The 26,206-nt window shown below is 49.0% G+C and carries 43 protein-coding genes; 40 read left to right on the top strand and 3 right to left on the bottom strand.

The window, feature by feature from the left end; translation table 11 throughout:
- Window positions 1–68: 68 nt before the first annotated feature.
- The gene (locus BGO59_RS15020) at window positions 69–1,388 is read right to left on the bottom strand and encodes a phage integrase SAM-like domain-containing protein (protein ID WP_293684439.1); all 1,320 of its coding nucleotides are present in this window, start codon (window positions 1,386–1,388) and stop codon (window positions 69–71) included.
- Between the two features lie 321 nt (window positions 1,389–1,709).
- Window positions 1,710–2,102 (bottom strand): helix-turn-helix transcriptional regulator, encoded by a 393-nt coding sequence (locus BGO59_RS15015; RefSeq protein WP_293684438.1) that lies wholly within the window; start codon window positions 2,100–2,102, stop codon window positions 1,710–1,712.
- A gap of 289 nt (window positions 2,103–2,391) precedes the next feature.
- Here BGO59_RS15015 and BGO59_RS15010 point away from each other — a divergent pair, with 289 nt between their 5' ends.
- From BGO59_RS15010 to BGO59_RS14970, 9 genes are read left to right on the top strand one after another with little or no spacing between them, the layout of a single operon-like run.
- Window positions 2,392–2,757 carry a hypothetical protein gene (locus BGO59_RS15010; RefSeq protein ID WP_293684437.1) on the top strand — a complete coding sequence of 122 codons (366 nt, stop codon included), beginning with the start codon at window positions 2,392–2,394 and terminating at the stop codon, window positions 2,755–2,757.
- A gap of 12 nt (window positions 2,758–2,769) precedes the next feature.
- Window positions 2,770–3,039, top strand: a complete 270-nt coding sequence (locus BGO59_RS15005) for a hypothetical protein (protein WP_293684436.1) — start codon at window positions 2,770–2,772, stop codon at window positions 3,037–3,039.
- Complete coding sequence (locus tag BGO59_RS15000) at window positions 3,036–3,275, top strand: hypothetical protein (protein ID WP_293684435.1); 240 nt, start codon at window positions 3,036–3,038, stop codon at window positions 3,273–3,275. Before BGO59_RS15005 ends, BGO59_RS15000 begins: the two co-directional genes overlap by 4 nt.
- A 27-nt stretch (window positions 3,276–3,302) precedes the next feature.
- Window positions 3,303–3,650 (top strand): hypothetical protein, encoded by a 348-nt coding sequence (locus BGO59_RS14995; RefSeq protein WP_293684434.1) that lies wholly within the window; start codon window positions 3,303–3,305, stop codon window positions 3,648–3,650.
- A complete protein-coding gene (locus BGO59_RS14990; protein WP_293684433.1) occupies window positions 3,643–3,894 on the top strand; it encodes a hypothetical protein in 252 nt (83 codons plus the stop codon). Before BGO59_RS14995 ends, BGO59_RS14990 begins: the two co-directional genes overlap by 8 nt.
- Complete coding sequence (locus BGO59_RS14985) at window positions 3,878–4,096, top strand: hypothetical protein (protein ID WP_293684432.1); 219 nt, start codon at window positions 3,878–3,880, stop codon at window positions 4,094–4,096. The genes BGO59_RS14990 and BGO59_RS14985 overlap by 17 nt, the downstream gene beginning before the upstream one ends.
- Window positions 4,093–4,239, top strand: coding sequence for a hypothetical protein (locus tag BGO59_RS14980; protein WP_293684431.1), 147 nt, complete (start codon window positions 4,093–4,095; stop codon window positions 4,237–4,239). Before BGO59_RS14985 ends, BGO59_RS14980 begins: the two co-directional genes overlap by 4 nt.
- Before the next feature lie 3 nt (window positions 4,240–4,242).
- Window positions 4,243–5,073 (top strand): hypothetical protein, encoded by an 831-nt coding sequence (locus tag BGO59_RS14975; RefSeq protein WP_293684430.1) that lies wholly within the window; start codon window positions 4,243–4,245, stop codon window positions 5,071–5,073.
- A 2-nt stretch (window positions 5,074–5,075) separates the two neighbouring features.
- Window positions 5,076–6,452, top strand: coding sequence for a hypothetical protein (locus BGO59_RS14970; protein WP_293684429.1), 1,377 nt, complete (start codon window positions 5,076–5,078; stop codon window positions 6,450–6,452).
- 228 nt (window positions 6,453–6,680) lie between these two features.
- On the opposite strand, the gene BGO59_RS14965 is transcribed toward BGO59_RS14970, so the two are convergent.
- Window positions 6,681–7,061: a hypothetical protein gene (locus BGO59_RS14965; RefSeq protein WP_293684428.1), complete on the bottom strand. Its 381-nt coding sequence runs from the start codon at window positions 7,059–7,061 to the stop codon at window positions 6,681–6,683.
- 919 nt (window positions 7,062–7,980) lie between these two features.
- Between BGO59_RS14965 and BGO59_RS14960 the strand changes: the two genes are divergently transcribed.
- The 31 genes from BGO59_RS14960 to BGO59_RS14810 all read left to right on the top strand — a co-directional run bounded on the left by BGO59_RS14960 (window position 7,981) and on the right by BGO59_RS14810 (window position 26,176).
- Window positions 7,981–8,679: a hypothetical protein gene (locus tag BGO59_RS14960; RefSeq protein WP_293684427.1), complete on the top strand. Its 699-nt coding sequence runs from the start codon at window positions 7,981–7,983 to the stop codon at window positions 8,677–8,679.
- Between the two features lie 5 nt (window positions 8,680–8,684).
- Window positions 8,685–8,999: a hypothetical protein gene (locus tag BGO59_RS14955; RefSeq protein ID WP_293684426.1), complete on the top strand. Its 315-nt coding sequence runs from the start codon at window positions 8,685–8,687 to the stop codon at window positions 8,997–8,999.
- A gap of 159 nt (window positions 9,000–9,158) precedes the next feature.
- Window positions 9,159–9,353 (top strand): hypothetical protein, encoded by a 195-nt coding sequence (locus BGO59_RS14950; protein WP_293684425.1) that lies wholly within the window; start codon window positions 9,159–9,161, stop codon window positions 9,351–9,353.
- Window positions 9,354–9,493: 140 nt separating this feature from the next.
- A complete protein-coding gene (locus BGO59_RS14945; protein WP_293684424.1) occupies window positions 9,494–9,982 on the top strand; it encodes a M23 family metallopeptidase in 489 nt (162 codons plus the stop codon).
- A 71-nt stretch (window positions 9,983–10,053) separates the two neighbouring features.
- A complete protein-coding gene (locus BGO59_RS14940) occupies window positions 10,054–10,416 on the top strand; it encodes a hypothetical protein (RefSeq protein ID WP_293684423.1) in 363 nt (120 codons plus the stop codon).
- Between the two features lie 340 nt (window positions 10,417–10,756).
- Window positions 10,757–11,218 carry a hypothetical protein gene (locus BGO59_RS14935; protein WP_293684422.1) on the top strand — a complete coding sequence of 154 codons (462 nt, stop codon included), beginning with the start codon at window positions 10,757–10,759 and terminating at the stop codon, window positions 11,216–11,218.
- Window positions 11,199–11,609, top strand: a complete 411-nt coding sequence (locus BGO59_RS14930; RefSeq protein WP_293684421.1) for a hypothetical protein — start codon at window positions 11,199–11,201, stop codon at window positions 11,607–11,609. The genes BGO59_RS14935 and BGO59_RS14930 overlap by 20 nt, the downstream gene beginning before the upstream one ends.
- Complete coding sequence (locus BGO59_RS14925; protein ID WP_293684420.1) at window positions 11,581–12,234, top strand: hypothetical protein; 654 nt, start codon at window positions 11,581–11,583, stop codon at window positions 12,232–12,234. The genes BGO59_RS14930 and BGO59_RS14925 overlap by 29 nt, the downstream gene beginning before the upstream one ends.
- Window positions 12,218–12,787, top strand: coding sequence for a hypothetical protein (locus BGO59_RS14920; RefSeq protein WP_293684419.1), 570 nt, complete (start codon window positions 12,218–12,220; stop codon window positions 12,785–12,787). Before BGO59_RS14925 ends, BGO59_RS14920 begins: the two co-directional genes overlap by 17 nt.
- A gap of 1 nt (window position 12,788) precedes the next feature.
- Window positions 12,789–13,055, top strand: a complete 267-nt coding sequence (locus tag BGO59_RS14915; protein ID WP_293684418.1) for a hypothetical protein — start codon at window positions 12,789–12,791, stop codon at window positions 13,053–13,055.
- Window positions 13,056–13,079: 24 nt separating this feature from the next.
- Window positions 13,080–14,174, top strand: coding sequence for a hypothetical protein (locus BGO59_RS14910; protein WP_293684417.1), 1,095 nt, complete (start codon window positions 13,080–13,082; stop codon window positions 14,172–14,174).
- A 136-nt stretch (window positions 14,175–14,310) separates the two neighbouring features.
- The gene (locus tag BGO59_RS14905; protein ID WP_293684416.1) at window positions 14,311–15,339 is read left to right on the top strand and encodes a hypothetical protein; all 1,029 of its coding nucleotides are present in this window, start codon (window positions 14,311–14,313) and stop codon (window positions 15,337–15,339) included.
- A 3-nt stretch (window positions 15,340–15,342) separates the two neighbouring features.
- Window positions 15,343–15,720, top strand: a complete 378-nt coding sequence (locus BGO59_RS14900) for a hypothetical protein (protein ID WP_293684415.1) — start codon at window positions 15,343–15,345, stop codon at window positions 15,718–15,720.
- A 38-nt stretch (window positions 15,721–15,758) separates the two neighbouring features.
- Window positions 15,759–15,884: a hypothetical protein gene (locus BGO59_RS14895; RefSeq protein ID WP_293684414.1), complete on the top strand. Its 126-nt coding sequence runs from the start codon at window positions 15,759–15,761 to the stop codon at window positions 15,882–15,884.
- A 12-nt stretch (window positions 15,885–15,896) separates the two neighbouring features.
- Window positions 15,897–16,346: a hypothetical protein gene (locus tag BGO59_RS14890; protein ID WP_293684413.1), complete on the top strand. Its 450-nt coding sequence runs from the start codon at window positions 15,897–15,899 to the stop codon at window positions 16,344–16,346.
- Window positions 16,347–16,402: 56 nt separating this feature from the next.
- Entirely contained in the window at window positions 16,403–16,981 is a 579-nt protein-coding gene (locus BGO59_RS14885) for a hypothetical protein (protein WP_293684412.1), read from the top strand.
- 31 nt (window positions 16,982–17,012) lie between these two features.
- Window positions 17,013–17,456 carry a hypothetical protein gene (locus BGO59_RS14880; protein ID WP_293684411.1) on the top strand — a complete coding sequence of 148 codons (444 nt, stop codon included), beginning with the start codon at window positions 17,013–17,015 and terminating at the stop codon, window positions 17,454–17,456.
- The gene (locus tag BGO59_RS14875; RefSeq protein WP_293684410.1) at window positions 17,453–17,908 is read left to right on the top strand and encodes a hypothetical protein; all 456 of its coding nucleotides are present in this window, start codon (window positions 17,453–17,455) and stop codon (window positions 17,906–17,908) included. The genes BGO59_RS14880 and BGO59_RS14875 overlap by 4 nt, the downstream gene beginning before the upstream one ends.
- Complete coding sequence (locus BGO59_RS14870) at window positions 17,905–18,288, top strand: SH3 domain-containing protein (RefSeq protein ID WP_293684409.1); 384 nt, start codon at window positions 17,905–17,907, stop codon at window positions 18,286–18,288. The genes BGO59_RS14875 and BGO59_RS14870 overlap by 4 nt, the downstream gene beginning before the upstream one ends.
- A gap of 1 nt (window position 18,289) precedes the next feature.
- Window positions 18,290–18,487 (top strand): hypothetical protein, encoded by a 198-nt coding sequence (locus BGO59_RS14865; RefSeq protein ID WP_293684408.1) that lies wholly within the window; start codon window positions 18,290–18,292, stop codon window positions 18,485–18,487.
- An 11-nt stretch (window positions 18,488–18,498) separates the two neighbouring features.
- Window positions 18,499–19,017: a transglycosylase SLT domain-containing protein gene (locus BGO59_RS14860; RefSeq protein ID WP_293684407.1), complete on the top strand. Its 519-nt coding sequence runs from the start codon at window positions 18,499–18,501 to the stop codon at window positions 19,015–19,017.
- A gap of 109 nt (window positions 19,018–19,126) precedes the next feature.
- Window positions 19,127–20,962: a glycosyl hydrolase family 28-related protein gene (locus tag BGO59_RS14855; protein WP_293684406.1), complete on the top strand. Its 1,836-nt coding sequence runs from the start codon at window positions 19,127–19,129 to the stop codon at window positions 20,960–20,962.
- A gap of 1 nt (window position 20,963) precedes the next feature.
- Entirely contained in the window at window positions 20,964–22,511 is a 1,548-nt protein-coding gene (locus BGO59_RS14850; protein WP_293684405.1) for a GDSL-type esterase/lipase family protein, read from the top strand.
- Window positions 22,512–22,555: 44 nt separating this feature from the next.
- On the top strand, window positions 22,556–22,822 hold the full coding sequence (locus tag BGO59_RS14845) for a hypothetical protein (RefSeq protein ID WP_293684404.1): 267 nt from the start codon (window positions 22,556–22,558) through the stop codon (window positions 22,820–22,822).
- Window positions 22,809–22,934 carry a hypothetical protein gene (locus BGO59_RS14840; protein WP_293684403.1) on the top strand — a complete coding sequence of 42 codons (126 nt, stop codon included), beginning with the start codon at window positions 22,809–22,811 and terminating at the stop codon, window positions 22,932–22,934. The genes BGO59_RS14845 and BGO59_RS14840 overlap by 14 nt, the downstream gene beginning before the upstream one ends.
- Window positions 22,921–23,142 carry a hypothetical protein gene (locus tag BGO59_RS14835; protein ID WP_293684402.1) on the top strand — a complete coding sequence of 74 codons (222 nt, stop codon included), beginning with the start codon at window positions 22,921–22,923 and terminating at the stop codon, window positions 23,140–23,142. Before BGO59_RS14840 ends, BGO59_RS14835 begins: the two co-directional genes overlap by 14 nt.
- Window positions 23,135–23,275: a hypothetical protein gene (locus tag BGO59_RS14830; RefSeq protein ID WP_293684401.1), complete on the top strand. Its 141-nt coding sequence runs from the start codon at window positions 23,135–23,137 to the stop codon at window positions 23,273–23,275. The genes BGO59_RS14835 and BGO59_RS14830 overlap by 8 nt, the downstream gene beginning before the upstream one ends.
- Before the next feature lie 4 nt (window positions 23,276–23,279).
- Window positions 23,280–23,948, top strand: coding sequence for a transglycosylase SLT domain-containing protein (locus tag BGO59_RS14825; RefSeq protein ID WP_293684400.1), 669 nt, complete (start codon window positions 23,280–23,282; stop codon window positions 23,946–23,948).
- 7 nt (window positions 23,949–23,955) lie between these two features.
- Window positions 23,956–25,287: a sialate O-acetylesterase gene (locus BGO59_RS14820; protein WP_293684399.1), complete on the top strand. Its 1,332-nt coding sequence runs from the start codon at window positions 23,956–23,958 to the stop codon at window positions 25,285–25,287.
- A 2-nt stretch (window positions 25,288–25,289) separates the two neighbouring features.
- On the top strand, window positions 25,290–25,676 hold the full coding sequence (locus BGO59_RS14815; RefSeq protein ID WP_293684398.1) for a hypothetical protein: 387 nt from the start codon (window positions 25,290–25,292) through the stop codon (window positions 25,674–25,676).
- Entirely contained in the window at window positions 25,673–26,176 is a 504-nt protein-coding gene (locus BGO59_RS14810; protein ID WP_293684397.1) for a hypothetical protein, read from the top strand. The genes BGO59_RS14815 and BGO59_RS14810 overlap by 4 nt, the downstream gene beginning before the upstream one ends.
- Window positions 26,177–26,206: the final 30 nt, after the last annotated feature.

Below are 26,206 nucleotides of genomic sequence, written 5' to 3'. Positions count from 1 at the left end.
TTGTAATTTCAGGGGTGCACAATTTAATAAAAAATAATTTAGACGTTAATTCCCTGAATTATAAACAGTTAATTTTTTGACTGCTTCGGATTGGCTAATTGCTCCCAACTGGAAAGCAATTTGGCGATTCGGTTACGCCGTGGCCTAACATAATGCTTTAGCCTATCGGTTGAGGTAAGACCAAGCATCGTGGCCACATCATCCGAAGGGATAAGCATTTCATTCAGGGCTAAGTCCGCAAATGTCTTTCTGGCTATCTTGGTAGATAGATTCATTGGCAGATTGACAAAAGCCGCGATCAGTTTTAGCGAATCATTCCGTTTCTGGTTCGACTTGACCGGAAGATTTTCTAAACCGTCATATTTTTTGAGAATTGCTACACTAGGCTCCAGCAGCTTAAGGAAAAAGGGTTTATTGGTCTTTTTCCGCTGGCCAGTGAGCCAGTAATTGCCTTGGTGATCGAGTTCAATGTGGTAACGTTTAGATGTATAATCACAGTGATGCATTCCAGTAAAACAGTTAAAAACAAATGCATCCCGTTCTTTTTCTAACGTTTCCGCTGTGAGGGCATGAATTTTTTTTGATTTGGCAAGTGTATCGAAATCAAAATGAATAAGCCGTTGCAGCTCCTCAATGGTAAGATGGGTAGTGTCTGGTTCTTCTTCAAAACTCTCAATTTTATAACCAGCCAGCGGGTTTTTAACCAGTTTGCCCCGATCAGTAGCCCACTTTAAGGTTTGTTTTACAAATTTCAGGTGTTTTTCAATGTGACTACCCGCGAACCCTTCCGATTCAGCCAGGTAAATAGCTAAATCTTCCATGAAATCATGGTTTAAGGATGAGGCTGGTAGCCTGTCTATTTTTTTTGAGCGCAAATAATCGCCAATGTTGGCAGCATAATTTGACTGAATTTCAAGGGTAGACTCCGTAATTTTTTTCAATTTCTGCCGCTTTTGCTGATGGTCATAATGAGCGGTGCAAAGATCGATTAACGAATAGATGACCTGGCGATTCGTATTAACTTCCTGGCCTCCCCGAATTCGTTTTTTATTACAGAAGTAGTTTTTTATCAGAGGTATAGTAACCTCTTCATGTTCTCGTTCTAAGTCTTCAACGAGTTTGGAAATACGCTGCTCAAGGGATTTAAGTTTTTTATTCTGTTCTTGAGCCCAGACGGATTTTCCTTTAAATACCTGGTGTACGGCATCCCATTGAGATTTATAACATTCAATATGTGTTGAGCCAAGTTCGTCACGGTCTGCATTATACGTGACGCGCCTTTGGATGAAGCCTTTAGGGTCATCGGTGGTTTTGTTAGTGGGTACTTGATTCGAAATGGTGGATTTGCGAAACCAGAAAAGAACGCACATTCGATTAATGTTGTACATGGAAAGCGGATGTGCACCCCCTAGGGAACCGCTTACCATAAATTATGCCTATGTAACCTGATTGCAGAATGTAACCTCGCGCGTCACCTAATTAAAACCAATTTAGGGGCGAGTCCAGGCGGCTAAAAGTGCGTTTAAATGAAAAGAGCCGCACTTTTTTAAGTGCGGCTCGGTCATTACCAGTAAGCTAAAAAGTTGCTTTCGCAGAGAGAGAGGGATTGTCACCCTACTGCTGCTACACTGCAAATTTACTCAAAAAAGCCGTTTTATCTATAAAGATAAATTGGTGTACCCGAATTTGTACCCGATTGCTCAAAAAAATTAGGTGAACAGTGGGGTCAAACCCGGCTGAGTGGATACACCTCTACGCTTTCCCATCCGTGCCATCAGGTGATTGATGATCTTGTCCTTTTCCCTGATTTGCTCTTTTAAAAATTGAGTCATCTGTCCATCTACGGTACTATGACCGAATGTATCGTTTTGGCTCATCATTTCACCGGTTCCAGTAGCAAGCCAAATCAAGTTTACACCAAGTTTTTGTGAAATATTGTTGAGTAAACTGATTTTAGGATTGTCCGTTTTACCGTGTACAATGTCAAAAATTGCCGATGCTGTAACACCTGCAATCTCGCCCAATTGGCCGTTGTTGAGCTTAAAATGGTACTTTACCATCTCAACTCTTTCTCCTAGTGTGTTTTTTCTCTCAGCATTCATCGCAGAAATTTAAAAATAAATCAGTGTAAACTTTGAAATAATGATTTTAGACTTTAATATTGCTGCCGTTACAGCGACAAAATTTACTCTGGTCAGCGTAAAAGTAGTATAAAATTGATTGCTTTTTACGCTGGCTGATGTAAAAATTTACCCTGGCTAGGGTAAAAAATGACTCTGGCTAGGGTAAATCGGGGTTTTAGTGATAGTGGAATGCACTCTGCGAGTTGGGTATAACAAATAGGTTTACTTATCTTGGACGTTACTTTACCTACCGTACCCAGGCCGCTCTATGATTCAACCTGTACAATTGTCTGTTATGCAGGAGCGTAATGAACTATGGACGCGCTATGTGCGGCTTGGCGAAATGCTAGCCTGGCGCAAAGAAAAAATCATCACTGAGATGAAAGCTGCCTGTGTTGAACAGCGGTTTACCAAGACTGCCAGTAAGGTAGGGTTTAACTATTATAATCTTCATCCGGCCTTACGAGATATTTTCATTGAAAATGGTCTGTTAACCGAAGCTGAGTGGAAAAAAGGAGAACTCTTAATGAACATTGAAGAGTGGGAATACTTTATGACCACATTTCGAATGAAAGTTCCACCCCTGGCGAGTCGTGAGCCTGGCAAGATCCGTAAACGAGTTAAAACCGCGTAACCTGTACTTACCGTGAGCAACCAACGAGAAATCAATAATGAAGTTGTTGAGCTGATGATCAACAGTTGTCATTCGTTTGTGCTGATTACTTTGACCGAAAGCGAACGGGGTGGCCTTGTTCCGGCTGTTATCGCTAATGGTGAAGCCGCTAACTCGTATCCGAAAATGGCGATCATCTTACAGGAAGCCTTGCAGCTAATTACAAGCGATGATGTCAAGTCGTTTGAAGTCACTAAAGAAACCGATTCCTCAAATACACCTTTAGGTGGTGGTTGGCGATGAACTGGCACCACTTTATTTATAGCAACTGGCTTGTTTTGGTGCTCATGTGCTGGCTTATCGTTTATGTGCCTTTGTCAGTAGCCGCTATCTATATGCTATGGCGTGTTCGGCAAAAGCATATCAAAGAGATTGAACGGCTAACGATGCGGTTACGAGTGGCTAACCTTAGCCGTCTGGTATCCCTGGCGCAAGTCGCGTTACTGGCTTATTCCAACCATACAAAAAAGAATAACTAAGTATTCCCCCTATAACCTTTACCTGCGATGTCACCCCTTACGATTTATGCCCTGCAAGAAATGGGCAATGCCACCCAAAACGACTGGGCGGCTACCTACCAGGAAGCCTTAGAAGACCGGCTTCACTGCCTTTACTCGTTTCAGGAAGTCATGGAACGGCCGATCTACCTCCGGATTTTTCAGACCGGCCGACTCGTACGACTCATTCAGGATATGAAACGGCAACAGGTGTTTTTGGCCGATTGCCGTAAAAAGCTCGACTGGAACCGCGTTTCCGCGAGCGATTTGTACCGGGTCTGCTTTCAGCTCGAACAACTCGAGCGCAATTTGATTGCCTCCCTTAACTTGTCAACCGTTCTAACGCTCCATGCTTAGTTATCAACTCTACCGTGTTGCTGGCTGGCTTATGCTTCTAGTTCAGCTTTCGGGTTTTGCCACCCTGGTTGATCTGCATAACACCCCTGATTCCGTGGTTGCCTCCTGGTCCTGGTGGGCGATTTGTGCCCCCCTGTATTTGCCGCTTCTGGTTGCCTTGTTTCTGGTGGCTTTCGCCTATCTGCTTGGCCGGATCAATCAAATCCTGTACCCAACCCCTGAGCCTGATGGAACCAACTACTAAGCCCAAAAAGGTCCATTACCGGGACATCAAGAAAAAGCTAACCGAGCTTGGCCCTGATGCGATGATCCACTATAACAACGATCTGGATAGCCTGGCCAATTTTCAACGGCTCTGCATGTTCACGTTTCGACACTGGGAGTTTCCTGTAACGGATGTGTATATCCATGATAAGGCTACCCATCAAAACCATTCGTTTGCATGACGAACCAGGATAGAATCGACGAAGCCCAACGGCTCATGGCCACCGGAAAGCACCAGGACCGCAAAGCAGCTCACCAGCTACTGAAACAGGTTCGGAAAGAGGAGAAGAAAACGGCTACCAATCAGCAACGTAAACTCTTTTAGCGTATGCAACTCGATCAATACCAAGTGGTTGTTATTGGCCCCAATGGGCCTGAGTTTTGGCCGGTTTCTAAGCTGCAAGGTAGTCTAGCAACACCAACCGATCCCGCGCCGGTGACTGATCCCGTACCGGCCAAAAAACCGATTGCCGGTGAGCCTAGAATCATTGCTGGTACCACCGAAAATGGTACTCCTGTCTACGAGTGTTCAATCAATGGTGTGATTGGCTTAATTCAAGTAGTCAGCAACCTGCCAGATGCCTTTGTACCGCGTGGTTATAATTTTAATTATAAACCGTTTGGTACACTGAAAATCGGTCCCGAAACATCCAATTATGGCAATGATCCCTTACCAGGCTTCACCCGGCCGGAAGGCTACCGTAAACGGTATTTCCCCGATGGCCGCTTATACTGGGAGCAATCGGACTTAGCCGATGAAGAAGATCCCACACAAACGGCACCTATAGTTAGCGCGCCGGCTACGGCCGCTCCTGCACCGGTGGACACGAGCACCACACCGGCAAACTTTCCAGACTTTGGCGAAACGGTCATTCGGAAGATGAATTCCGACGTGTTTGATCCGCTCGTGAGCTGGAAAGATGGTTTGGCCATGGTGTACAATAAAGTGGCGCTAGTGCCTGGTCCGGGTGAGCAAATCTATGTGTCGGATACGGGCCAACCGCCTACGATTGGCTTTCCTGCTGCGTATGAATACCGGCCGGGTACCGAGGTATCGATCCTGGTGTACATATCGACTTCCCCCGATGTGGTACCGCTCGACAAGCGGAAAAAAGGGCAAGCAACGATCTATTTTGGTAACCCTCCTAAAACGGCTTAAGCATGCTGGTAGACGATCCAACTTGGTTTATACGGCAGGAAATGTGGCTCAACAATGGAGCCAAAAACGGCGGTCGATACAAGCTTATCGATGGGAAATGGATTGTTATGACGAACCGTCGCACCGATATTGCGTCGGAAGACATGATCGGGGTAGCGGGTATTGAAGCGGTGATGGATACCGGCATCAAGCCCGACAAAAACCGCTTTGAGTGGACTCACTCTGACTTTCTGCTCAAGACGGGTTTTCCCAATGTGGAAAGCCTAAACGATCCCGCCAACGCCAAAGCGGCTGAAAAGGCCGTTCGAAAGGTTGCCCGGATGATTCCGATTTGCTTTGCCGAAGGGAACGAGCTGATGGAAGGAATTATGGGTACGTCTGATCCCTATGCCCCTCACTTGCGTTGGTTCCATGACGAACGCCGGATCATCTACGAAGAAGTGGGACTCGACATCCGAAATTTTGGTACCTACGGCGGGTGGGGCAACTACAACGGTGACCCCTGGAACTTTCAGTATCCGGGTGGATCGAGCGTGCCACCGAACCATCCGTATTTCAAAAAGATGGTATCCAGCCCGGAAGCGGCTAGGGACGGTATCGCCTATTTTACGGCCATGCGACCCCAAAAAGTGGGTGCCTTCATTAAGCACTATGCCGATATGGTTGCCTACGCGTCCCGCTACTTCAACAAAGCGTTTGCGGCCGAACGAATGTCTTTAGGCATGGGAGCCGAGCGCGGCTTTGCCCATAAAGACCTGGCTTACATCGACTGGAATAAAATTGAGGGCTTACCGCCTACTCCACAGTTCCAGAACAACAATTTCTTCTACGAGCGTCAGAAGCCCAACGGCGATACAGTCAGTAACATGGGACACCCCCCCGTCGATTTTGACTGGCAGGTCGGCAACATCTTTTGCATTGGCCTTTGCCGAACGTCGGGCTATGTCATGTTCGATGAGCGCAATAAGTTTAGCCCTGATCCAGCTAGTGACCAGTTTCCCATTCATCCGCTTCGGTCACACGATGCCGGGTTAGTGGCTGGCCACTTCTACAACCAGTGTAAACGAACGGAAGGCAAGCCCTGGCAATATATGCGGTACCGCTTCAAAAATTCTGAAACCTGGATCGAGCCGCAAACCGATGGTACCACGATCCTGGAACATGCGTCGGCTTTCGATGGTGCCTATGCATCAGGGCCGGGTGCCCGTCGCGGCCGTCCGGATGCCATGTTCCGGGAAGCAGATGGGGCCGTCGATGCGTGGGGCTTTGATCCGAGTCGGGGCAAACGTAGCCATGAGACGATTATCTGTAACCCAATCGGAGACGTGATGATTGAAATGGAGCTGACAGGTAGCAAACTCGCTTTGTACAACGAATAAACGCTAATCGCTGTGGAGAAACTGACTGATTTTCAATTTATAGGACCCAACGAGCATTATCCAGGACTTAATAACTCAATAAAATCGGGTTCGCTTATCATTTATATCGATACTAAAAGCTATACCTATCCTACTTACACATTTCAGTTTCCAAACTGGATTGAAAATGAAATTAACGATGGTCGATACTTGCTGGATGATTTAGCAGGTGCGATAGTACAGCATATACTATTTGGAGATCAAAGAGATCCCATAGGCTACCAGTAACGACTGATCATCGTGAAGGGGAAGGGGTAGCAGCTTACCGACGCGCAGTAAGGTATTGGCAAACCCGGCCAGTGCAGGATGGACAGAGAAACGGTAGGGTGACAGCCGGGAAAGACCGGCAACCTTGTGGGATGGCGGATGGGTAAACGCTCTGTAGCTGAAACCTGGTTTACTAAGGAGGAAGGTAACAGTGATTTCTACGGTCAAACGCTTAGACATTTCGATATGACCAAGCTGGTTCGAGTCCAGCTCCCACAACATAAGCAACGCTACAGGTGACTGCTGTAGGGAATACGTGGATAGCCAGTCCTGGGTTCCAGTCCCATGAAATGAATGCTCCACGGCAAAGGAAAGTTGATGACCAAACCTGACGGCTGGGAAGTAGACCAGCAACAATGCAGTAAGGCCACTGGTAGTGGTATTCTATCTTGTGTGATTTGGTTTCAATATGGGTAGATAGAATGGCGAGAGTCCACCCGGTTCGAATCCGGTTACTGCAACAATCTAACCCATAACTAGCCAAATGAGGCCGGTTATCCTAGATAGGGTGCAACGGCATCCTTGATGTACTCAGGCGGATAACCTGACGAGTGGGGAAAGACCCCTCCTTCCTGGAACGACCAGGAAGGGGCTGCAAGACCAAGTATACTGAAAAGGGTAGGCGTGCCGGTGTGTATACACGGCCACTGACGCAAAGGTTCGATTCTTTTGCCAGTAGCAAACAGGGCTTATGTCACCGTTTACGGTAAATTAGGCACTGTATACACTCGATGTAATACGGGGTGTGAGTGGGTGTATACGCACCCTCTTTGATCGTATTACGCCTTGTATTCACCTGTAAACAGCCATATGACTGTGAGACACCGTTTCGAACCGCCCTGATCGATGTGATCATACTGCCAACTGAATGCCTGACTGGGTTGCAAACTGGTCAGCCTAAATTTTGCGTGCATTCCGCAACCGCTATGTCCCTCGAAAAAATGATTTCGGGAGACAAATCGGGAAACGTATGTCCTTAACCGTTAGCGCGGTTTTTTTCAGCCAGTTTTACTGTACTGTCAAGGCACTGAAAGTGCACCCTCTGTTCAGGAAATTTTAGAGATGTTCAATGTTCAGAAATATGTACACTATGTACACTTGTACACTATGTACAGTGCGCGAAAATCGAAAAACGCGAACCACCCCGTCAACCTGTATACACCGCTCAAAAAGCCCGTATACGCACTAAAACGAGTGTATTACAACCAAATTTTCTACTGCGATGGAAACTAGACAAGTGAATGAATACCAATCTATTAGCCAAGTGTCACATCAGATTTTTGATCCAAATTCAAATCCAACTACCCCTATTCCTAAAACTGAAACTAACTCAGTTTATATTGATAACTGGGGAAAGTTTGTTCGTGAAGGATCAACCTATCATTGGGTAATTAAGACACCCATGCAAAAAAAGATGCCTGGCTATTCTAGGCCACGTAATCAAGCCGAAAAGCCTAATAAACAGGAGGTATTAATTGAACTTCTTACCAGGCTTAAAAACAACGGTTATATCAAACAAGGTTATGAATTGACATTTTTTCGAGCCTTTCATGAAAGCGATAACTCAAAGAGCGTTAAAATATTTACCCTATATGGGACGCGTTATATACCAGAACCTTGTATACTGGGTGAAACCTGGCTAATTCAATTCCTGAATAACTTCTACAGCCCCCCAGTGCATTATTACAACCCATCGGCCGGGTTGTTTCCAACAGGAGAAAATACAGCTCCACCACAAGGAGCAGCCATTATTCCTGATCCAGCCCAACAAGGGAGTCGAAAAGACCCGTTCGATTTAGGTCGCTCGTTTAAAAATGCCGATGCCCTTATGAATTATGTTGAGAAGCTGTTGCGTGAAGGCCATCCGAAAGGTCGTGTAGAGGAATATTATCGTCAAAAATCACTCATATTCCGTTCATAAAGCCGATGAGAATCCACGATCCTGCTCAAACCAATCTCTTTGGTGAAGCCCAACCCATTGGCGCTGTTATACAGCAACTACTAAAGCCTGTAAACGCTCAGGATGTCCGTGTACAAGACGTTCGTACTGCTGCATTTGCCGAAGGAAAGAGCCTGATTCGATTACAGAAAGGGTATGATACTGATCCCTGGGTAATCAAGGTCCAGTCAAAAACTCAGTTATCACACGGCTGGAAACATTTGCATAAGTATGACACCGAACAAGCCGCTAGAGATGCGTATACAGCACTATTGGCCAGTGGTGAATACGTTGAAGGATAATCCATTATAGGGCTATAACCCTATAATCAAGCAATATAGGGTTACAGCCCTATAGGATCTTACAATTTCTGAAAATAAAAACACCGTTTACAAGCTGTAAACGGTGTTTTTACCCCCTTCCGGATCTTCACCTAAATCTTGTATTTCCCCTGTATACAAATGAAAAAGAAAGCTGCATACAAATACCTGTTTGGAGCCTATCTCCATACGGATAGCCCTTATCCGGAATACAAAGGCTGGTTTCGTGGGGATGATGAACACGAAGCCAGAGCGAAATTCAATCAGCACTTACACCGCAAAGGTGCCGGTGATGGGTTCTATTTCTTGTGTGTTATTAATTGCGTAGCTAACTGACATTTTCCGAATAATCTTTGGTTGTTAATCGTCGAAAACGTCTGATATCTGACTGCTTCGGGTCGGGCCCAAGCCTGATCCGGCGCTATTCACCCAAAATTTTTACTCATCCTCCAAATTATCTTCTGTTTTCCATCGTAATGAAATCTATCCTAAAACGCTATCTGATTGCCGGTGGACTTGTGGCCACTGGTGTGGTTGCCGTCCTGTTTCGGCGCAATCGTAAACAAGCCAATCAATTGATCTGGCCACTTACCCACGCAGTTAGGCGTATTACATCCCCTTTCGGCAATCGAAACAATCCCATAACGGATGAACCCGAATTTCACAACGGGATCGACATTTCTAGTATCGAAGGAAGTCCAGTCCTGGCACCGGCTGACGGCCGTGTGACAAGTCTGTATACAAATGAGAAAGGGGGAAAACAGCTTGTCATATCGCATGACAATGGATTTGTCACGGGCTATGCTCACTTGAGCAAATACAATGTCAAAATGAGTGATCGTGTGTTTCAGGGGCAAATCATCGCCTATGTTGGCAGTACTGGTCAGGTGACGGGTCCACACCTGCATTTTACCCTTAAGGATGCGAAAGGCAATTATTTGAACCCCGTCGATTATCTGTCTTAGCAAAATAATCTATCGCGCAGCGGGATCTATTTGCTATCGATCGGTACTCAATTACAGTAATAAAATTTGGTATGCCCCCCATAACGATTAAACTGAAAGGCTACGTGTACAATTACCTGTATACGGTTCAGCAACAGGCTGTCCTACATGCTCGAACGGACTATCCCGATAAAGAAGATTACTTTAAAGTACCTACCCTGTTGATGCTGGCCATAACGGAGCTGAAAGTGAAAGACCCGACCGGTATCCTATTCCCCAAAAAAGGGAAAGTGGTTCGTATGACGGTGATTCAAGCCGTTGCCCTACACGTTAGCCTGAGCCAGTTTTTGGATGATCCGCTCGATTACAACCAAAATTTCAATGCCATCGAACTCCTGTATCTGTTAGACCAGGCGCTCACCAACTACAGCCCTGTATACGGCTATAAAGGCTAATGAACCTTTTCGTGTATATCGACCCCGCAATGATCGAATAAGTTCTTCCAGGCCGATACCGGAAAGATTCGTTGCTCCGGACGTTGTAAGACAACATCACATTTAGCGTCTCGCAACAGCTTATTTAGAATATAGTCCGACACATGAAGCCTGATTTTGACTTCCTTACGGCTGAGTGTAGCCACTTTCATTTTCGAGAAGGTGTACCCGTTACGGCATGGGTTGAGTGGAGGAAAGATAGGAATTAAACGAAATCCAAACAAATTCAAGCAATTCCAAGCAATTCCAAGCAAATCTTGCACACTGGCTTTTCCGCTTGTCATACATCTTTCGGGCCTGTATGACAACTATGGAAAACAACCCCAATACCGACCCCAACCCCGACGTGATTCCAACGGCCCTGGAAACCGAACCCAGTGGAACGGGCACCTTAAGTGTTCGTCAACCGATGCGGCTGCTTAAGCTGCTGGATCAGCAAGCCAGTCAGCGCGGAACCACCCGTACGGAGCTGGTCCGTGCTATTCTGGAAAGCCACTTCAACCCGGCCGAACCATCGGCGGACCTGGCCACGGAACTGCAAGAAGCCATTAGCCAGAAGGAGCAGCTAGAACAAGCCTTGCAGGAATTGGCTACTCGGTACCAAAGCTTACTGCAGCAGCCCAAAAGCAGTGACTATACGTCCGAACTGGAAGTCGATCTACTGAAAGCCGTGGATATTTCGTGTAAGTCGATCATGCCTACCCGTACTGATTTCCGGAAAAAACTCAAACACTATTCTCGCCTTGAATCAGATAGAACCTAAAGTGCCTGAACCCGTTGGGTCAACTCAACCCCTGATTGTAAAGCCAGAGCCACCAACCCTTGTGCAAGTGGACCAATCGCAGCTCATGGCCATCGTTGGCCAACGTGACCAGTACCACCAATCGATTAGTCAGGTCATTTGGGCCTTGCCGGTCCTGGCTTCGGAACTGCCTAAAATCAAATGGATGAGCCTGGTTTCCCAACTCGGTATGAACCCGATGAGCCTGTTTTCCAAAAAGAAAAAGGACGTGTCGTCGGAGCAGCTCAATGCCGTGTTAGAGCAACTCATGACGGATCACCCGCACCTACGCGAACCGCTTACCATTCTGATTCAATTCTGGATCTCCTATAAAGACATCAATCATGGAATCATTGCCCAACCACAACAGTAACCCTACGATTGATCTATCATCGTATTTGAACGCACCGACCAACACGGTTGACCGGCCCGATTTTGACGCCGAACCGATTGATCAAACCAATCCGGAAGATTTTCGCGACGATGATCCGGAGAGCGACGGGATGGACGATGCCGAACCCGAAAAATCCTTCAAGGATTATTTAGAAGAAGCGGGACTGTTTATCAACCTGTTTGACAGTCTGCAAAGTGGTGTACTCAAGCCCATCTACCGGTCAAAGTACCAGGAGCCGGATGATGCGGACCTGATTCGACGCTATAAAGAGGAAACCCGGCAGATCAAAGCGGGTACGCTCCTGGAAGAGAATCGGACAGTCGGTACCGATCCGTTTTTGGATGCCGTTCAACGGGTAGCTGATTGTAACGATGCCGTTAAAACGCTTCCCTTCACCGCACGGGAAAAAACCAAGCTCAAAGAGCCATTGGCCAAAGTGTTGGAGAAGTACAGTAGTGTTTCCATCTCTCCGGAAATGGCCTTACTGCTGGCCGTGCTGATGATCATGGCTCCCCGGATCATTCAGGTTCTTCCGGAATCGTGGGGAGATAAGTTTTCGTCAATCGCAACACTTGGCTTATTCAAGAATGCAAAGACTGAATAACGTTGATATTCTGATTGCGGTACCGGGTTCAGGGAAAACCACCTTCCTACTTGAAAAGGTTGTACCGGCCGCTACGGCCAATAATATGGGCGTTTTATGGATCGATCTAAAGGACACGAAGGATACGCTGAAATATCCCGAAATGCCCTTATCAAAGCTAAAAAAATGGCTATCAAAGGGGATATATCGACTCAAAATCATCGACAACAAGGAAACGTTAGAGCAGCTCACCAAGTACGCCTATAACTGTCTGATTGTCTTTGATGATGCATCCGGCTATTTCGAAGGGGCCATCCCGCTCCTGCTGAAACAGCTATTAGCGAATAGACGACATCTAAATCAGGACATCGTATTCGTCTATCACTCGCTCAACTTCGTTCCGCCGAAACTCTACCAGATGGCCAACACCTTGACCATTGGCAAAACGAATGACGCCATTGATTACAAAGGACCATTATCGAAAGTACCCAACCTGCCCGACGTGGTGAAAGTCTGGAAAACCGTTCAGGCCAACCCCTCCAAGTACTACCGGCAAACCGTTCGACTCCAATAAGATGCCTAAGCTCGATGATGATCATGCACGCAGTTTGCAAAAGCTCATGCAACGCTACCATTGCAGCCGGGCTTGGATTGCCCATTGGATCAGTATGCCGATTGCTAAGGATCAATCGGGCGCGCCCTGTACCGTCCTGGTGCTCTTGGAGCAATACGGGTACCGCAAGAAACAGAGCTATTATACCCACAAACAATGGTCGATCATTACTGAGCATTTAGATCCTTTTCTCAAACCGGACGAAAAGTCATTTATCCAATCGCACTAAAGAAGCCAATAAACAAAAACGAACATGGGTGTAATCATTACCAAAGCCGCTGAAGGCTTAAAAATCGACATGGGGGATGGAAACCCTCAGTACCTTTCTCAACCGACCGTACAACCCAGAGACGGCGCAATTCCTACGATCATCTTTACCAGTTCGTCGGGTGTGGTCAACGTGGCCATTCCGATTTCCAATCTGGAAACGATTGGAGGGAATTTAGCGGCCGAACAGGTCACCGACCTGGTGGATCAGATCACGGCGCTCTTGAACAGTCCCATTAGTTCGCTCACGGCCGCGACGGCTGCCCGTCAGGACACGGGTAATAATAGCCTGGCCGCGATCAACACGGTCATTGGAGCCAAAGGGGATGCAGCCGCGACGACCGACACGGGTAGCTTTTCCGTGATTGCCTTTATCAAACGCATTTTAGGGAACTGGACCACGCTACTGGCTGGGATTATCACCATCAGCAATGGGCAGACGACGGGTAACAGTAATCTGGCTGATTTAAACACGGTGGTTGGCGCGAAAGCCGATGCCCCCGCTAGTAGTGATAGTGGTTCCTTTTCGGTAATCGCCTTTATCAAACGGACGTTAGCCAACTGGACCACGCTACTCACGGGCATCACCACCATCAGCACGGGTCAGACGACGGGTAATGCAAGCCTGGCCGATTTAAACACGGCAATAGGGGTCAAAGCCGATGCGGCCGCAACTACCGATACCGGTAGCTTTTCAATCCTAGCGTTCATCAAACGCTCACTAGCCAACTGGACAACCTTACAGGCCAAATTGCCCAGTGCCTTGATCAGTGACCGCTTACCGGTGGATTTGCCACCGATGCAATCGAGTATTACCCATACAGCCGGAACCATTACGGCCGGGGGAACCGCGCAGCAAGCCGTAGCCGCTCAAGCTGGCCGGAAATACCTGTTTATTCAGAACGTGAGTGATACCCCGATGTCGATCCGCTTCGATGGTACGGATGCGACCGCTTCGACGGGCATTTTGCTGGCGGCCGGTGGGGGAAGTTACCAATCGACATCGACCTATTGCCCAACCAGCGCGGTCAGTATCATTGGCGCGACGACCGGTAAAGCCTATGTGGTGGTGACCAATTGACCACTTTTCAACGAAATTCAACGAAATTCAAGCAAATCCAAGCAAATCTTTAAATTCTTGAAGGCTCCCTTTCACGGGAGCCTTTTATGTTTCGGACCTCATTCACAAATTCTTTCTTTCACAAGCGGCCAACGCCATGAAATCAACTATCACCCTTTTGCTCTTTGGTCTATTGGCGTTTACAATGGCCACAAAACCCCCTGCTTATGCGCGATCTGAAACTATTCGGCCTGGTGTTCGTGGCGGTCCTGGCCGCTCTGCTGCTGTCACGAGTGATGCTCAACCAGGACTCCAAAACGTAGCCATGAACCCAGGTGACACCTTCCACCCGCGCAACGGGATATTCTTCGCACCGGATGAACTCGCCAGTATTGCCAAATCGCAGTTACGGTTCACGGGGACAACTTTACCGCAACACAATCAAACACTAAATTTTACCTCTCAAAACGCGATGACACAAGAAGAACGCGACTTCAGATTGGGGATTTCCAACCCCTTCCTTTTCTTCGGAGCTGGCAACGATAGCTTTGCTGTACTCGACCAATCGGCTCGTACTTTCTCGATCCGGATTACCAATGCTACCCCGCAGAACGGCACGGCGCGTACCCTGATTCCCGTCCTGTTTGGTGGGTATCGCGGACTGATTACCAACGCGGTACCGGGTCTGATGAAGACCGGTGCGTTTAACGACAAAAACGGTAATGCTGGGCTTACGGCCACTTCAACCGAAACCCAGTCGATTGAAGATCTGCACGCGTTGCTACTGCGGGAACCGACCGAATTACTGGGTATGCTGTTCCGTTACGAAAACAACTCAGCATCGCAGATCAGTTCGAAATTTACGGTTAACCGGATCAGCCCCTTTACCGGAGAAGACAAGGTAATCACCTCGATTCAACCCCAGATCTCGCAGAATCCGGCCAACCCCAACGACAAAATTCTACCCTTGTCGTTACGTGGTCAGGGTATCGTACTGGGTTATGACAAAATCGTTGAATATCCGATCCTGGCCGATACTTCGGTGGTCATTACGTTCTTCTTCGGGGCTACCTTCTCCGAAATGAAGGCAATGGAGCATTACACCCAGGATGGGCAAAGCCTGGTGAAACTCTACGGTCAGGCGAACCTGGTTGCGGCCGCAACAGCCGCTAACGTATTGGGCTAAGCCATGCCAAGCCAACCCGGTTGGCAACCGCATGTCAACAAAATAATCATGGTGCCGGAGCTGCAAGGTACACCTGCTTCGGTGGACCCGCTTACCGGCACCATGCTTGTTTCGGCTCAGTGGTGGAATAGTGCCTCTTTCGACGAACGACTCTTTGTCCTGCTGCATGAATGCGGTCACCTGGAAGCCCAGGGGGGGGAGTTTGAAGCGGATCGATGGGCACTTGACACCTACGCCCAGAAAGGGTATAGTTTGAAAGGTGCGGTACTGGCCTTTACCCACATCATGCCCTTTACCACCACGGAGCAGTACCAACGCGGTACGGCTCTGCTTCGGCAAGCACTCCAACTTCAGCACTCACCTACAGGTTCGAATCGATGAAACTGTTCGTCAATTCAGCCGGTCAATTTGTTTCAATCATGCCTACAAAACGCAAAAAAGGTTCGGCCAAACTCAAGAAAATCGTCTCGAAAGCCAAGAAGCTCTTTAAGAGTGGCAAAGCCCGTACCTGGCCATCCGCGATGAAGAAGGCCGCTAAATCCTAAACCGGTCCACTTATGTTCAATCACACAGGTTTTCGTGATTCGATCTTAACCAGGGGATTCGATCATTCCTACCTCAATGCGACGGGGGATTCATTAGGGGATACCCCTAGTGACGCGTTCCGGAAAGCCCTGGGGTTGTACGTACCCTATGATCAGTCGCTCTTGCAACAGCAACAGGCGCTAACGACCCTAAGCCCTGATGCCAAAAAAGACAATACCTGGTTAGCGTCCGCGCTGGGGATTATCAATTCGGCCGTGTCGGGCTACTTCGATAGTGAAGCAGCCAAAGCAACCGGGACATTGGGTCAAGGCGACATTCTCAATGCCCTGCAAGCCTATCAGACTGCTCAGACCCAGGCCCAGGCCGAAGCCAAGCAAAAACAAACCCAAACGCTCATCATTGGCGGGATTGTCCTGTTGGTCCTGGCCGTAGGTGCCTATTTCGTATTCCGTAAAAAATAATCGGTAGTCACACCGGCCGGGTTGGTCAGGTAGGCTACGCAATCTCCTAAAAATCCATGAACACATCACAACGTTCAGTTTACAGTGCGTATTTAGCCGGTCAACTCACTGGCTCAACGGGTGGCCGTCGAATGCTGAATGCTACGGGTACCTACTCGGAAAATGACGGCGCTCAACTTGGCACCTTTAACAACTTTCCGGTCTATGCCCAAATCGTCAATGGCCATTTGGCGGGTTATACCTACGACGTAGCGGGTGGTCCAAAGGTGTTTAAGCCGGGTCACTGGCTATTCAAAGCCGGTGTATTGACCCAAAGTGAAGCCGAAAACTTTGCCCAAACCGATCCAGCGACGGGTATTTACTACGCTCCGGATGTATCGGGCTATAGCGGTTCCCAACTGGGTAAAGCCCTGTCGGGTGGAACGACGGTGAACACCAATACCGGTGGTGGCAACACCAACACGGGCGGGGGCAATACCAATACCGGTGGTGGTCTATTGAACAATCTGCTGGGTGGTAATTCCAACGGGGGCGGTACCCAGACCCAAACGCAGAAAAATACCAACATGCTGGTGGTGGTGGCCATCATTGCGGCCGTTGGATTCGCGGTGTATTACTTCGCCAAGAAGCGTTAATCTTTTCTTTATCGTACCTACCGTAAACGGCTTGCCCACCCCGGATTTTGGCCGTGGGCAAGCCGTTTCTTTTTCAATCTATGCCATGCGTGGAGCTACCTACTATGTCTCAGTCAATACGGCCAAACTGTATTCGAGTCCGCAAATAACCGGCTCCGTGATTGCGACCCTCAAGATGTTTGATGAAGCGGGGATCAGTACCGGAGTGGTCAAGACCACGGATGGGGATCAGTGGTTAGAGCTGGTTCGACTGAGTGACGGGACGAAGGTGTACGCCCTGCTGTCGACCATCTCCATGAACCCAGCCTATGGGGGCAATACGCTGCCTGACGTGACGGTTTCGGCCAAGAAATCAAGCTCGACTTCACCCCTGGACACCCTGCAAACCACGCTCAAGAACAAGCCCGTACTCGCCTATGGATCGCTGGGTGTTTTGCTGCTGGGTATCGGTATTCTAATCGCTAAACTCAAATGAACGAAGCCTTAAAAAAAACGGGTCAGGTGGTCGGTTCCATTGCGAAAAATACCACGTTTCAGATCGTGGTTGGGGTATTGGCCGTACTGGGATTTGTCTATTTTCTGGGTAAGAAAATCGGGCAAAAGGAGATTCCGCAAGTGGAATACCCCAACAAGGGCACGGGCCTTCCGGCCGGTTGGCAGGGGCAAGCGGAAATCATCATTCGAGACTGCTATGATGTCGTCTATGGCTCCATCGTCTTTAGCGGGGCAAAAGATGAACTGTTCACCACCCTATTGGGCCTGAGTGATGATCAACTGGTCTACGTCTACAACGCCTGGAACGCACGCTATTTCCGGCTGCACAACGAAACCTTGACGCAGGCCATCGACAACGAAGTGTATTACGACTACTTCACCGGCAAGAAATCAAGCATTGTCAATAAAATGAAATCGCTCAAACTCGCATGAAAGCCAAAACCTGGAAAATTCTCTTACTCATCGTGCTTATTGCCGGTGCCATTCTGCTGACCACGCAGATCGTCAAAGCCGTTAAATCGGATAAGACCGATGGGTCAACTAGCGCAACTGACCCTAGTAACAAACTGCTGGGTAGCTTAACCACGACCGCATTCGCAGCTACTAAAAAGCTCTATGCTAATGTCGATGTGAACGTTCGCAAGGCACCCAGTATCACGGGCGAAAAAGTCCAGGCTGTAACGGCCGGAACCTTCATCGGCACCACGACTGGCACCGAGTCCACGGCCGATAACAACACCTGGGTTGAAGTGACCTTAGCTGATGGTACCAAAGCCTACGTAGCCAAAAATTACACCTATATCCTTCCCTGATATGAACTCATCTGGTAGCAGTGTCTTTCAAGACATCTTAGATATTCTCACCGGCCGCAAGAAACCCACGGCCGAAGTCGAAACCACGGTCAACATTGGCCTGGACCAAACCTCCATGCTCAACCTGGCCATTACCGCGCTGGTGGCGGGTACGCTACTCATCCTGATCAGCATTGGCCTGAATAAAGTCATCAAATAACCCTAGCGGCTATGATCCTGGAAAGCTATTATACCGGCTCGGACAAGGCTAGTTTTCTGGCCAAAGTGCAGGCCATTAGCGGTGAGCTGGCGATTGATCCGGCCTGGCTGATGCTGGTCATGTACAAAGAATCCCGCTTGAAGCCAACGGCTTATAACGCCGGTTCCGGAGCAACCGGACTCATTCAGTTTCTAAAGTCAACGGCGCTCAAGCTGGGTACCACCACGGATGCCCTTCGGGCGATGTCAGGCACCGAGCAGCTTGATTGGGTGAAAAAGTATTTGGCCTCCTGGAAAGGTCGCTACAAGAGTCCGTATGACGTGTATCTCGCTGTATTCTATCCGGCCGCGATGGGGAAAGCGGATAGCTATGTGATTGGGGTGAAAGGCTCGCAGACCTACAATCTCAATGCCGGTATGGATATGGACCGCGACGGTAAGATCACCGTGAGCGACGTGAAAGCCTGGTTCCGGGCTGACCTACCGGCCGATGCCACGGCCTACCTGGCGAGTGAGTCAAAAAAAAAGTGATTTCGACGGCGCTTTACATCGGGGCGTCCGTGCTGGGTCTAGTCGTGCTGGTCTACGCCCTCTATAAAGCCCGAGTGATCCAAAAAATTAACCTTCACGTATTAACCGAATGGGCCAATTAAGCTTACCTCTCCCCAAAGGCAAATACCCGGATGCCAAGCAAGATCTGTTGCATGGTATCTGGGATAACCTCAGCCTGATCAACGGGGCAACGCCGTCCCCCAACCGAAACCTTAAAGGTGGGTATAGCACATCGACGGAAGATATTTTGTATCAAATCCTGCTGGATTTAAACTCGTTCGCGGCACCGTTACGCAACAAGCTCCAACAGAATGTGAACGTGCGGGATTTTGGAGCGGTGGGTGATGGGGTGACGGACGACACGGCCGCCTTTCAAGCTGCCTTAGATTTGGCCTGTAGTGCCAACAATCCACTCACCTACGGGCGATTTACCCCGCTTCGTGGCATGGGCAACACGGTCTATATTCCCCACGGCTACTATAAAATTACCGATGCGCTGCTGGTCAAAGGCTCGGTCGGAATATTTTGCGAACGCTCCAATTCCTACGGCGGTACCCGGATTCAGCAAGTGACGCCGAATAAGCACCTGTTTCACATCATAGCCGATACCGATGGGGTCAGTTCGGGGGTGAGCTTCATTGGGGGCAATCTCAGTGGGGGGGTGGCCCAAACCAACCCGGATATTGCCCTGATCTACGGCGGGGATTCGGCCGGGGATGCCAACAATAATTCGACCTATATCGCCAACGTCACCTTTGCTACGCCGGAAACCTATGCGATCCGTTTTAAGCGGGGGGACGACATTAAGATCCTGGATTGCACCTTCGACGTGTCGGGTACCAAGTCGATTGGCCTGGGAGCCGCGACATCCACCAGTCAGGTGACCAATTTTGTCATTAGTCGGTGTACGTTCTACGACATTCGGGCGGGGGTGATCGATCTACTGAACGTGAAAAAAGGGCAGATCGTCGATAACAAATGCTACTGGGATGCTGCTCACCGAATCCCCTATTTCATCAATGTCAGCGCAAACGCATTAACCCATCTACAGGTGATGGCTAACCTGCTGGATGGGGTCGATAATCTGTGGAATAGCAATGTGCTTCTGGATAATGTAGCGATTACCCAAAACATTGCTACAGGCGCTAAGGGGTTAACCCTTTCCATTGGCGGGGGCGGTATCAATTACCGGCTGCTGATTACCGACAATCAGTTCGACGGGGATTTTTCGGGTACCAGTGCGGGTCAGGAGAAATCACCCATTTTCATTTATGGGACGGGTTTGCGCTACTCGCTGATTTCAGGCAATGTGCTTAATAACACGGCCGGAACGCTCACCAAACCCATTCAGTTTGACGTGACGCGCTGTGAAGGCACGATTTGTACCGATAACCTGGCCATTGGTTATACCACCTATTCCGAGCGGGTAGCTGGCTATGGCTACGGGACGGCCTCACCGACGCAAGTGCCAGCGTATGTGGGTCAGGAATTTATAAATACCACGAATGGTATTTGGTATAAAGCTCAGAATACGACAGCAAGTACAGACTGGAAGCCACAAAACTATATTACGAGAACATATACATTAATTCTAGGGATAAGTTCAGATGTATCAGTTGGCACAAATATCACCAACCAGGTGACCATAGAGAATTCTGGTACTATACAAAAGGCTTGGATCAACGCCAAAACGGCACCTGTTGGATCAGACCTGATTATTGATCTGAAACTCAATGGTACTTCCATTTGGGCAACTACAACCACCAATCGACTCAAATTGGTAAACGGGGCAAGTACGGGCAGTCAGACTAGTTTCGACACTACGGCTGTTGTTGCTGGTCAATTACTCAGCCTTGATGTGATTCAGGTAGGCAGTACCACACCTGGCCAATACGTCACCGTTCAACTTGTAATCGCTCAATAAGATGCCAAACGGAACCGCAGTTGGAACAATCGCCTATACTACGGGAGCCAGTGGATTTGGTCAATGTTTGAATCTGGCCGCTACTGGCAACGTGACAATTTCAGGGGCAGCAATAGGCAATACCAGTACAGGCCAGACGGTGGAAGGTCGTTTCAAAACGACCGCTTTCGGAAATCCAGTCAGTATTATGGTCGGAGGGAATGGCTGGTATGTTGGATTCAATAATCAGGGCAAGGTCCAATTTGCCTGGAACGCACTTACCCAGAACTATATAACTCCAAGTGCGCTCAATGATGGCAACTGGCATACCTTCGCCCTGGTGTGGAATACCAGCGCGCAGGTGTTGTGTTTTGTGGACGGGGTGCTACTCAGTACAGCAGCATCGGGTACGATAGGACCAGCCCTATCAGACATTGGCACGTATGGTAACAATTCCATCTACCGATTTACTGGCCAACTCGATGAAATCCGGTGGAGCACTGTAGCCCAGTATACCACTAATTATACACCTGTAAGCACCCCATTCGCCAACACCAATACGGGACAAGCCAGCTTGTGGCATTTGGACGGTGATCTGACGGATAGTAATGTGGTTAGCGTAGCCTTATCAGCAGGTACATTAACCAGGTCAATCAATAATCTTACGAGCCAAAAAATTACATCCAGTGCAGCATCGGGGGGAACGGCACCCTACAACTATCAGTTTCAACGAGCGGCTGATGTTTCGGGTTCGGCTGGCACCTATAGTAACATAGGTAGCAATACCTCGACAGCCAATATCACCGACACGGGCCTAACCAACAATACAAAGTATTGGTATCGCTGCTTGGTTACGGATAATGTAGGAGTCACAGCAACGAGTACGGCTATACAGGTAACAACCAAAAACCCAAATGCATATTATCTGGGATTCATTGGCAACTCAATCACTCAGGGCTATCAACTTAGCTCAGGGCAAGAGCCGCCAACTGCACTCAAGCGTATGCTTTCCAGTTGGGCGGGAACATACAGGGAAGTCGTTATTGTTAATGCCGCCATATTCGGGTCAACGTCGTCACAATGGGTTCCCGGTCAGGCGAACTACACCAATGCCCTAGCGGCCTTTCAAGCGGCAGGCGTGGACGATGTATTCATTATGCTGGCTACTAACGATGCCCCTAATTCAATCAGTCTCTCAACCTCAACCAGCAATATGACAAGCATTGTCAATGGGTTGGTCGGTTCAGGCTATAAGGTATTTCTTAATTATGACCCATACCCAAACGATGGTAGGTCAACAACAAATCAAAACTTGATTGTATCGTTCGACGCCATGTTAGATACGCTCTGTAATGGTACGACTGTCATTCAGGGTGACAAAGGAGCCTACACGATTTTTCAGCAGAATGTACAGGCCTATAGCAATGGCACAGCAAACAGCTATTATCAAGGCGATGGGTTGCACCCAAATGGCTTTGGAGCAGAGATATTGGCTAACCTGTGGTTTTATCCCTGGGCACGATTCCGCAATATTATTCAGGCTGGCATAACGGGCGGAATAGCCTACTAAGAATAACTAATAAAATTTCCAATGCCGTAACTCTTTTAACCACCATGAAACTCTTCCTCTTACGCTTCTGGCTCCTGTTTAACCTGGCCGATGGACCCGACGAAGTAGACATCGCCGGAGGCATTTGCACCGGCCTGGCCATACCACTCAACCTTATCCCGCTTTTCAGTATGCAAACCATTAACGGGTTCCTGACCATCGTAATATCCCTTCTGTCGGTAGCCTGGCTATCCATGCGCTGTTACCGGGAATGGGGAGCGACGAAAAAGTACATAGCCACGCAAAAAGCGCAAGACGATGAAGAAGATTAACCTCAAAACAATCCTGATCGTAGCGGCCGTGGTGGCCATTGTTACCGACCTCACCAGGCTCTATCTGAACATAAAGGAACTGTCAAACCCCAAATCCAATGGCACCCCGTAAACGCAAACGACTCCGCACCATCTGGACCGATTTTGTCTACGGGGCGCTGCACAATCCCCGAACGACGATTACCGCGCTGGGGGTAGCCATTCCGATTCTGTACAAGGCCATTGAGCAACACGATTGGCACCTGGCCCTAACCGGCATTGGCACCTTCCTGGGTGGATTATTTGCCAGTGATGCCCGTAAAGAAACCCATCATGAATAAGAAACTAAAGAAATCGATCCCCTTCCTGGTCGGAGCGGCCGTCATCGGGGGACTGTCAGCCTGGTATTTAAAAAACCGGCCGCGCTGGCAGAAAGAGAACCGGGAGATTGATTTTCAAAAGGTAACGGTCTAACGCCATGACACTGATTAGCCGCGTCCCAATGACGGCCGAAATGTACTACACAGCGAGTCAGGCTGTTGGAAACCTGGATATGGTACGGTCGATCCGTAATCAATATGGCACCTTCATCCAACAAGCATCCGAGCTGACCAATGTACCCTCGGCCGTCATTGAGGCATTTTGCTTTATCGAATCGGCCGGGAATCCGAACGCCAAGAGTAGCGCCGGAGCGGTGGGCCTCATGCAGCTCACGCCGGATACCTGCGTAACGGCCATTCACCTGGACAATAAAGAAAACCGGGTGAGTGATGAGCAGCTCGACTTACTGGCCTCCTACCTGGGCAATAAGCTGGTGAACATTCGCAAGCTCCGCTACCTGGGCGATGACAAAGCCGGAAATACCAAACTGGTAGCCAGTGAGGTGATGTCTCCGGAAGTGAATCTCCTGATTGGCGCCATGCTGCTGGGACGCCTGATCGACGAAAGTACCCAGATCCTAACCCTCACCGATCAACTGATTCGGTGGGATAAGGTGGTGTTCCGCTACAACGCGGGGTATTTCTACAAAATCAAAGCCAAAACCTTCGCCGGAGTCTTAGCTGAAGCCAAAGCCAAAGCCACCGAAACCGGCAACTACATCTTAAAACTGGTCGGTAAAAACGGCCTACTCGACACCCTAACGTAACTAGCCCATGTCTGCCAACATTACCCCAACCATCAAGCTCCCGTACCAAAACGTGGTGTATCAGCGGGATTCGGATAATAAAGCCTTAGTGCCCGTTGATATTGAGTCCACCAACACCGAAGGCGCGACGGTGCAGGTCACGTTCACGCCGGTGCAAGGGGGAAAAAAGGTTGGTCCCGTCGAACTGGGTAAGATCGCGTCCGGCCGGTGCAAAGGAGCCGTCCGATTGACGGGGGGGGACTACGCCCTGAAAGTGGAGATCAAACAGGGGGGTATGGTCATCAGCTCCGCGTCGATGGAACGCGTTGGCGTGGGGGAAGTCATTGTTGTGTTTGGCCATTCGGTCGCGCAAGGCTCCGACACGGCCGTCTATGACAATCCAGATCCACGGGTTCGCTCGGTCAACTACAACGATACCGATGCCAAAGAGGAAAACTTACCCTTCACCTTTTCTTCTCTTTCGGCCACCTCGAAAATTGCTCCCTACGGGCCTGGTCCCTATGCGTGGGGACCATTCGCCAATAAACTCGCTGCGAGTGAAGGCGTGCCGGTGCTCCTGTTCAATACGGCCTTTGGCGGGTCGAATATTCAACAGAACTGGAAGGTGATTAACAACCAGCCGTTTGAGCATGGCTTTATCAAGTATGATAAGGGAATGCCCTATCAGACGCTAAAAGCGACCTTGAGCAAATACATTCCCCAAACCGGTATTCGGGCCATCCTGATTCACCACGGGGTGAATGATCGCGACGTGAGCACGCGTCAGCAATTCAAGGATCAGTTTAACGACGTGCTGACCCATACCCGTACCACGTTCAATCTTCCCACTATTCCGATACTCATTGCCCTGGAAGATGCTGGCGAAGGCGCGAACAGCGTGGACGTGAGCCACATCCGGGCCGGTTGTCAGGATGTGATCGGCTCCAATCCGGCTAACTACGTCGGTGCTGACCTGGTAGCCCTTCGGGCCGCAAGGGCAAACCGGGAAGACAAGGTGCATTTGCAGCCGTCGGATTTTACGGCCTACGGAGAGCTATGGGCCAATGCCTATTTGGCGATTTCGGGGAAAACGTCGGGTAAACTCGCTACACTGGCCAATGAATACAGTAGCAATGTAGGGAATGGGACGGTGTTTAGCCTGGCCAATGTCGGGGCTTATGTACCGGCCGCAGGGACAGCGATTTGGGCGGCTCTGGTCGGGGTCGTCATTGCGCTACTGGTAGCGCGAAAATTTGTACCGGCACTAATCGTGTTAGCCCTGGTCGCGTTCTGGCTGGGTAAACGAATCGGGGTCGTTAAAACCCTGCTCGATCAACAACCAACGGATCAATCAGCCTAGCTATGAAAGCAGTACTGGACTTTCTAACCAGCAAGCTCACGCCGGTCTGCGTGCTTCTGATTTTGGCCTACATCGCCTATAATGAAGTATTTCGGCCGTCACAGGTGAATGCAAAACTGAACCAGGCGCTTGCTGAAACCCGGCAGGTGCAAACCCAATTGCAGCTAGTGGATTCCGAATTGAAAAAGACGAAAACGGATCTGCAAGCGGTCATTGGGACCGTTAACCGGGTCGATGCTGGGTTACTGGATCTATCCGACTCGATAAGCGTCATAAATGGCTCCTACAAGGCGATAAAGTCAATACTGGAACAGCAATCGGCCGTCTATCAGGATCGCTACAATCAGGAAAAGAAACGCTTACAGGCCATTCAACAGCAAGTCAAATGAAACACGTCCTTATACTCTGCGTGGGAATTGTATGTAGTGGGTTAATTAGTCTGTCGGTAGTCGGGCAGGGGATTCCCTTGCCCGAACTCTCTAACGATACAACCTTAACCCGGGCTGAATACTTAAAACTCGACCTGGCTCGAAAAACCCTGTTATCAATTTCATTCCTGGATGCTGACCAGGTCATTGCGTCACAACAAGCCCAACTGATCGAATGCGAAAAGGCACTTGAGCACGTGGTCAATCAGAGCAACAAAACCATAAAGGTTTTGAGCGATAGTTTACAGACGATTTCGGGTACCATTCAGAAAGCCAGTACGGCTACCCAAAGCATGAGCACGGGTATCAACCAGGCGCAAGGCAAACTAAGCAGTTTTTCCGGAATCATCCGGGATGCCAAGCGGCTGGGCTGGACCGCTCGAATCGGCGCTTTGTCCATTGGGGTGGTTGTGGGCGTGCTCTTACCCCCCGCAATAAATCTGATCAAAAACGGCTTTTGACAAAATTTTCTGTATCGATCGGCAGCTGTC

This window comes from Spirosoma sp. 48-14 (assembly GCF_001898575.1).
Classification (GTDB): domain Bacteria; phylum Bacteroidota; class Bacteroidia; order Cytophagales; family Spirosomataceae; genus Spirosoma.
Note: the sequence above shows the minus strand (reverse complement) of the source record. Positions and strands in the feature narration are given on the sequence as shown.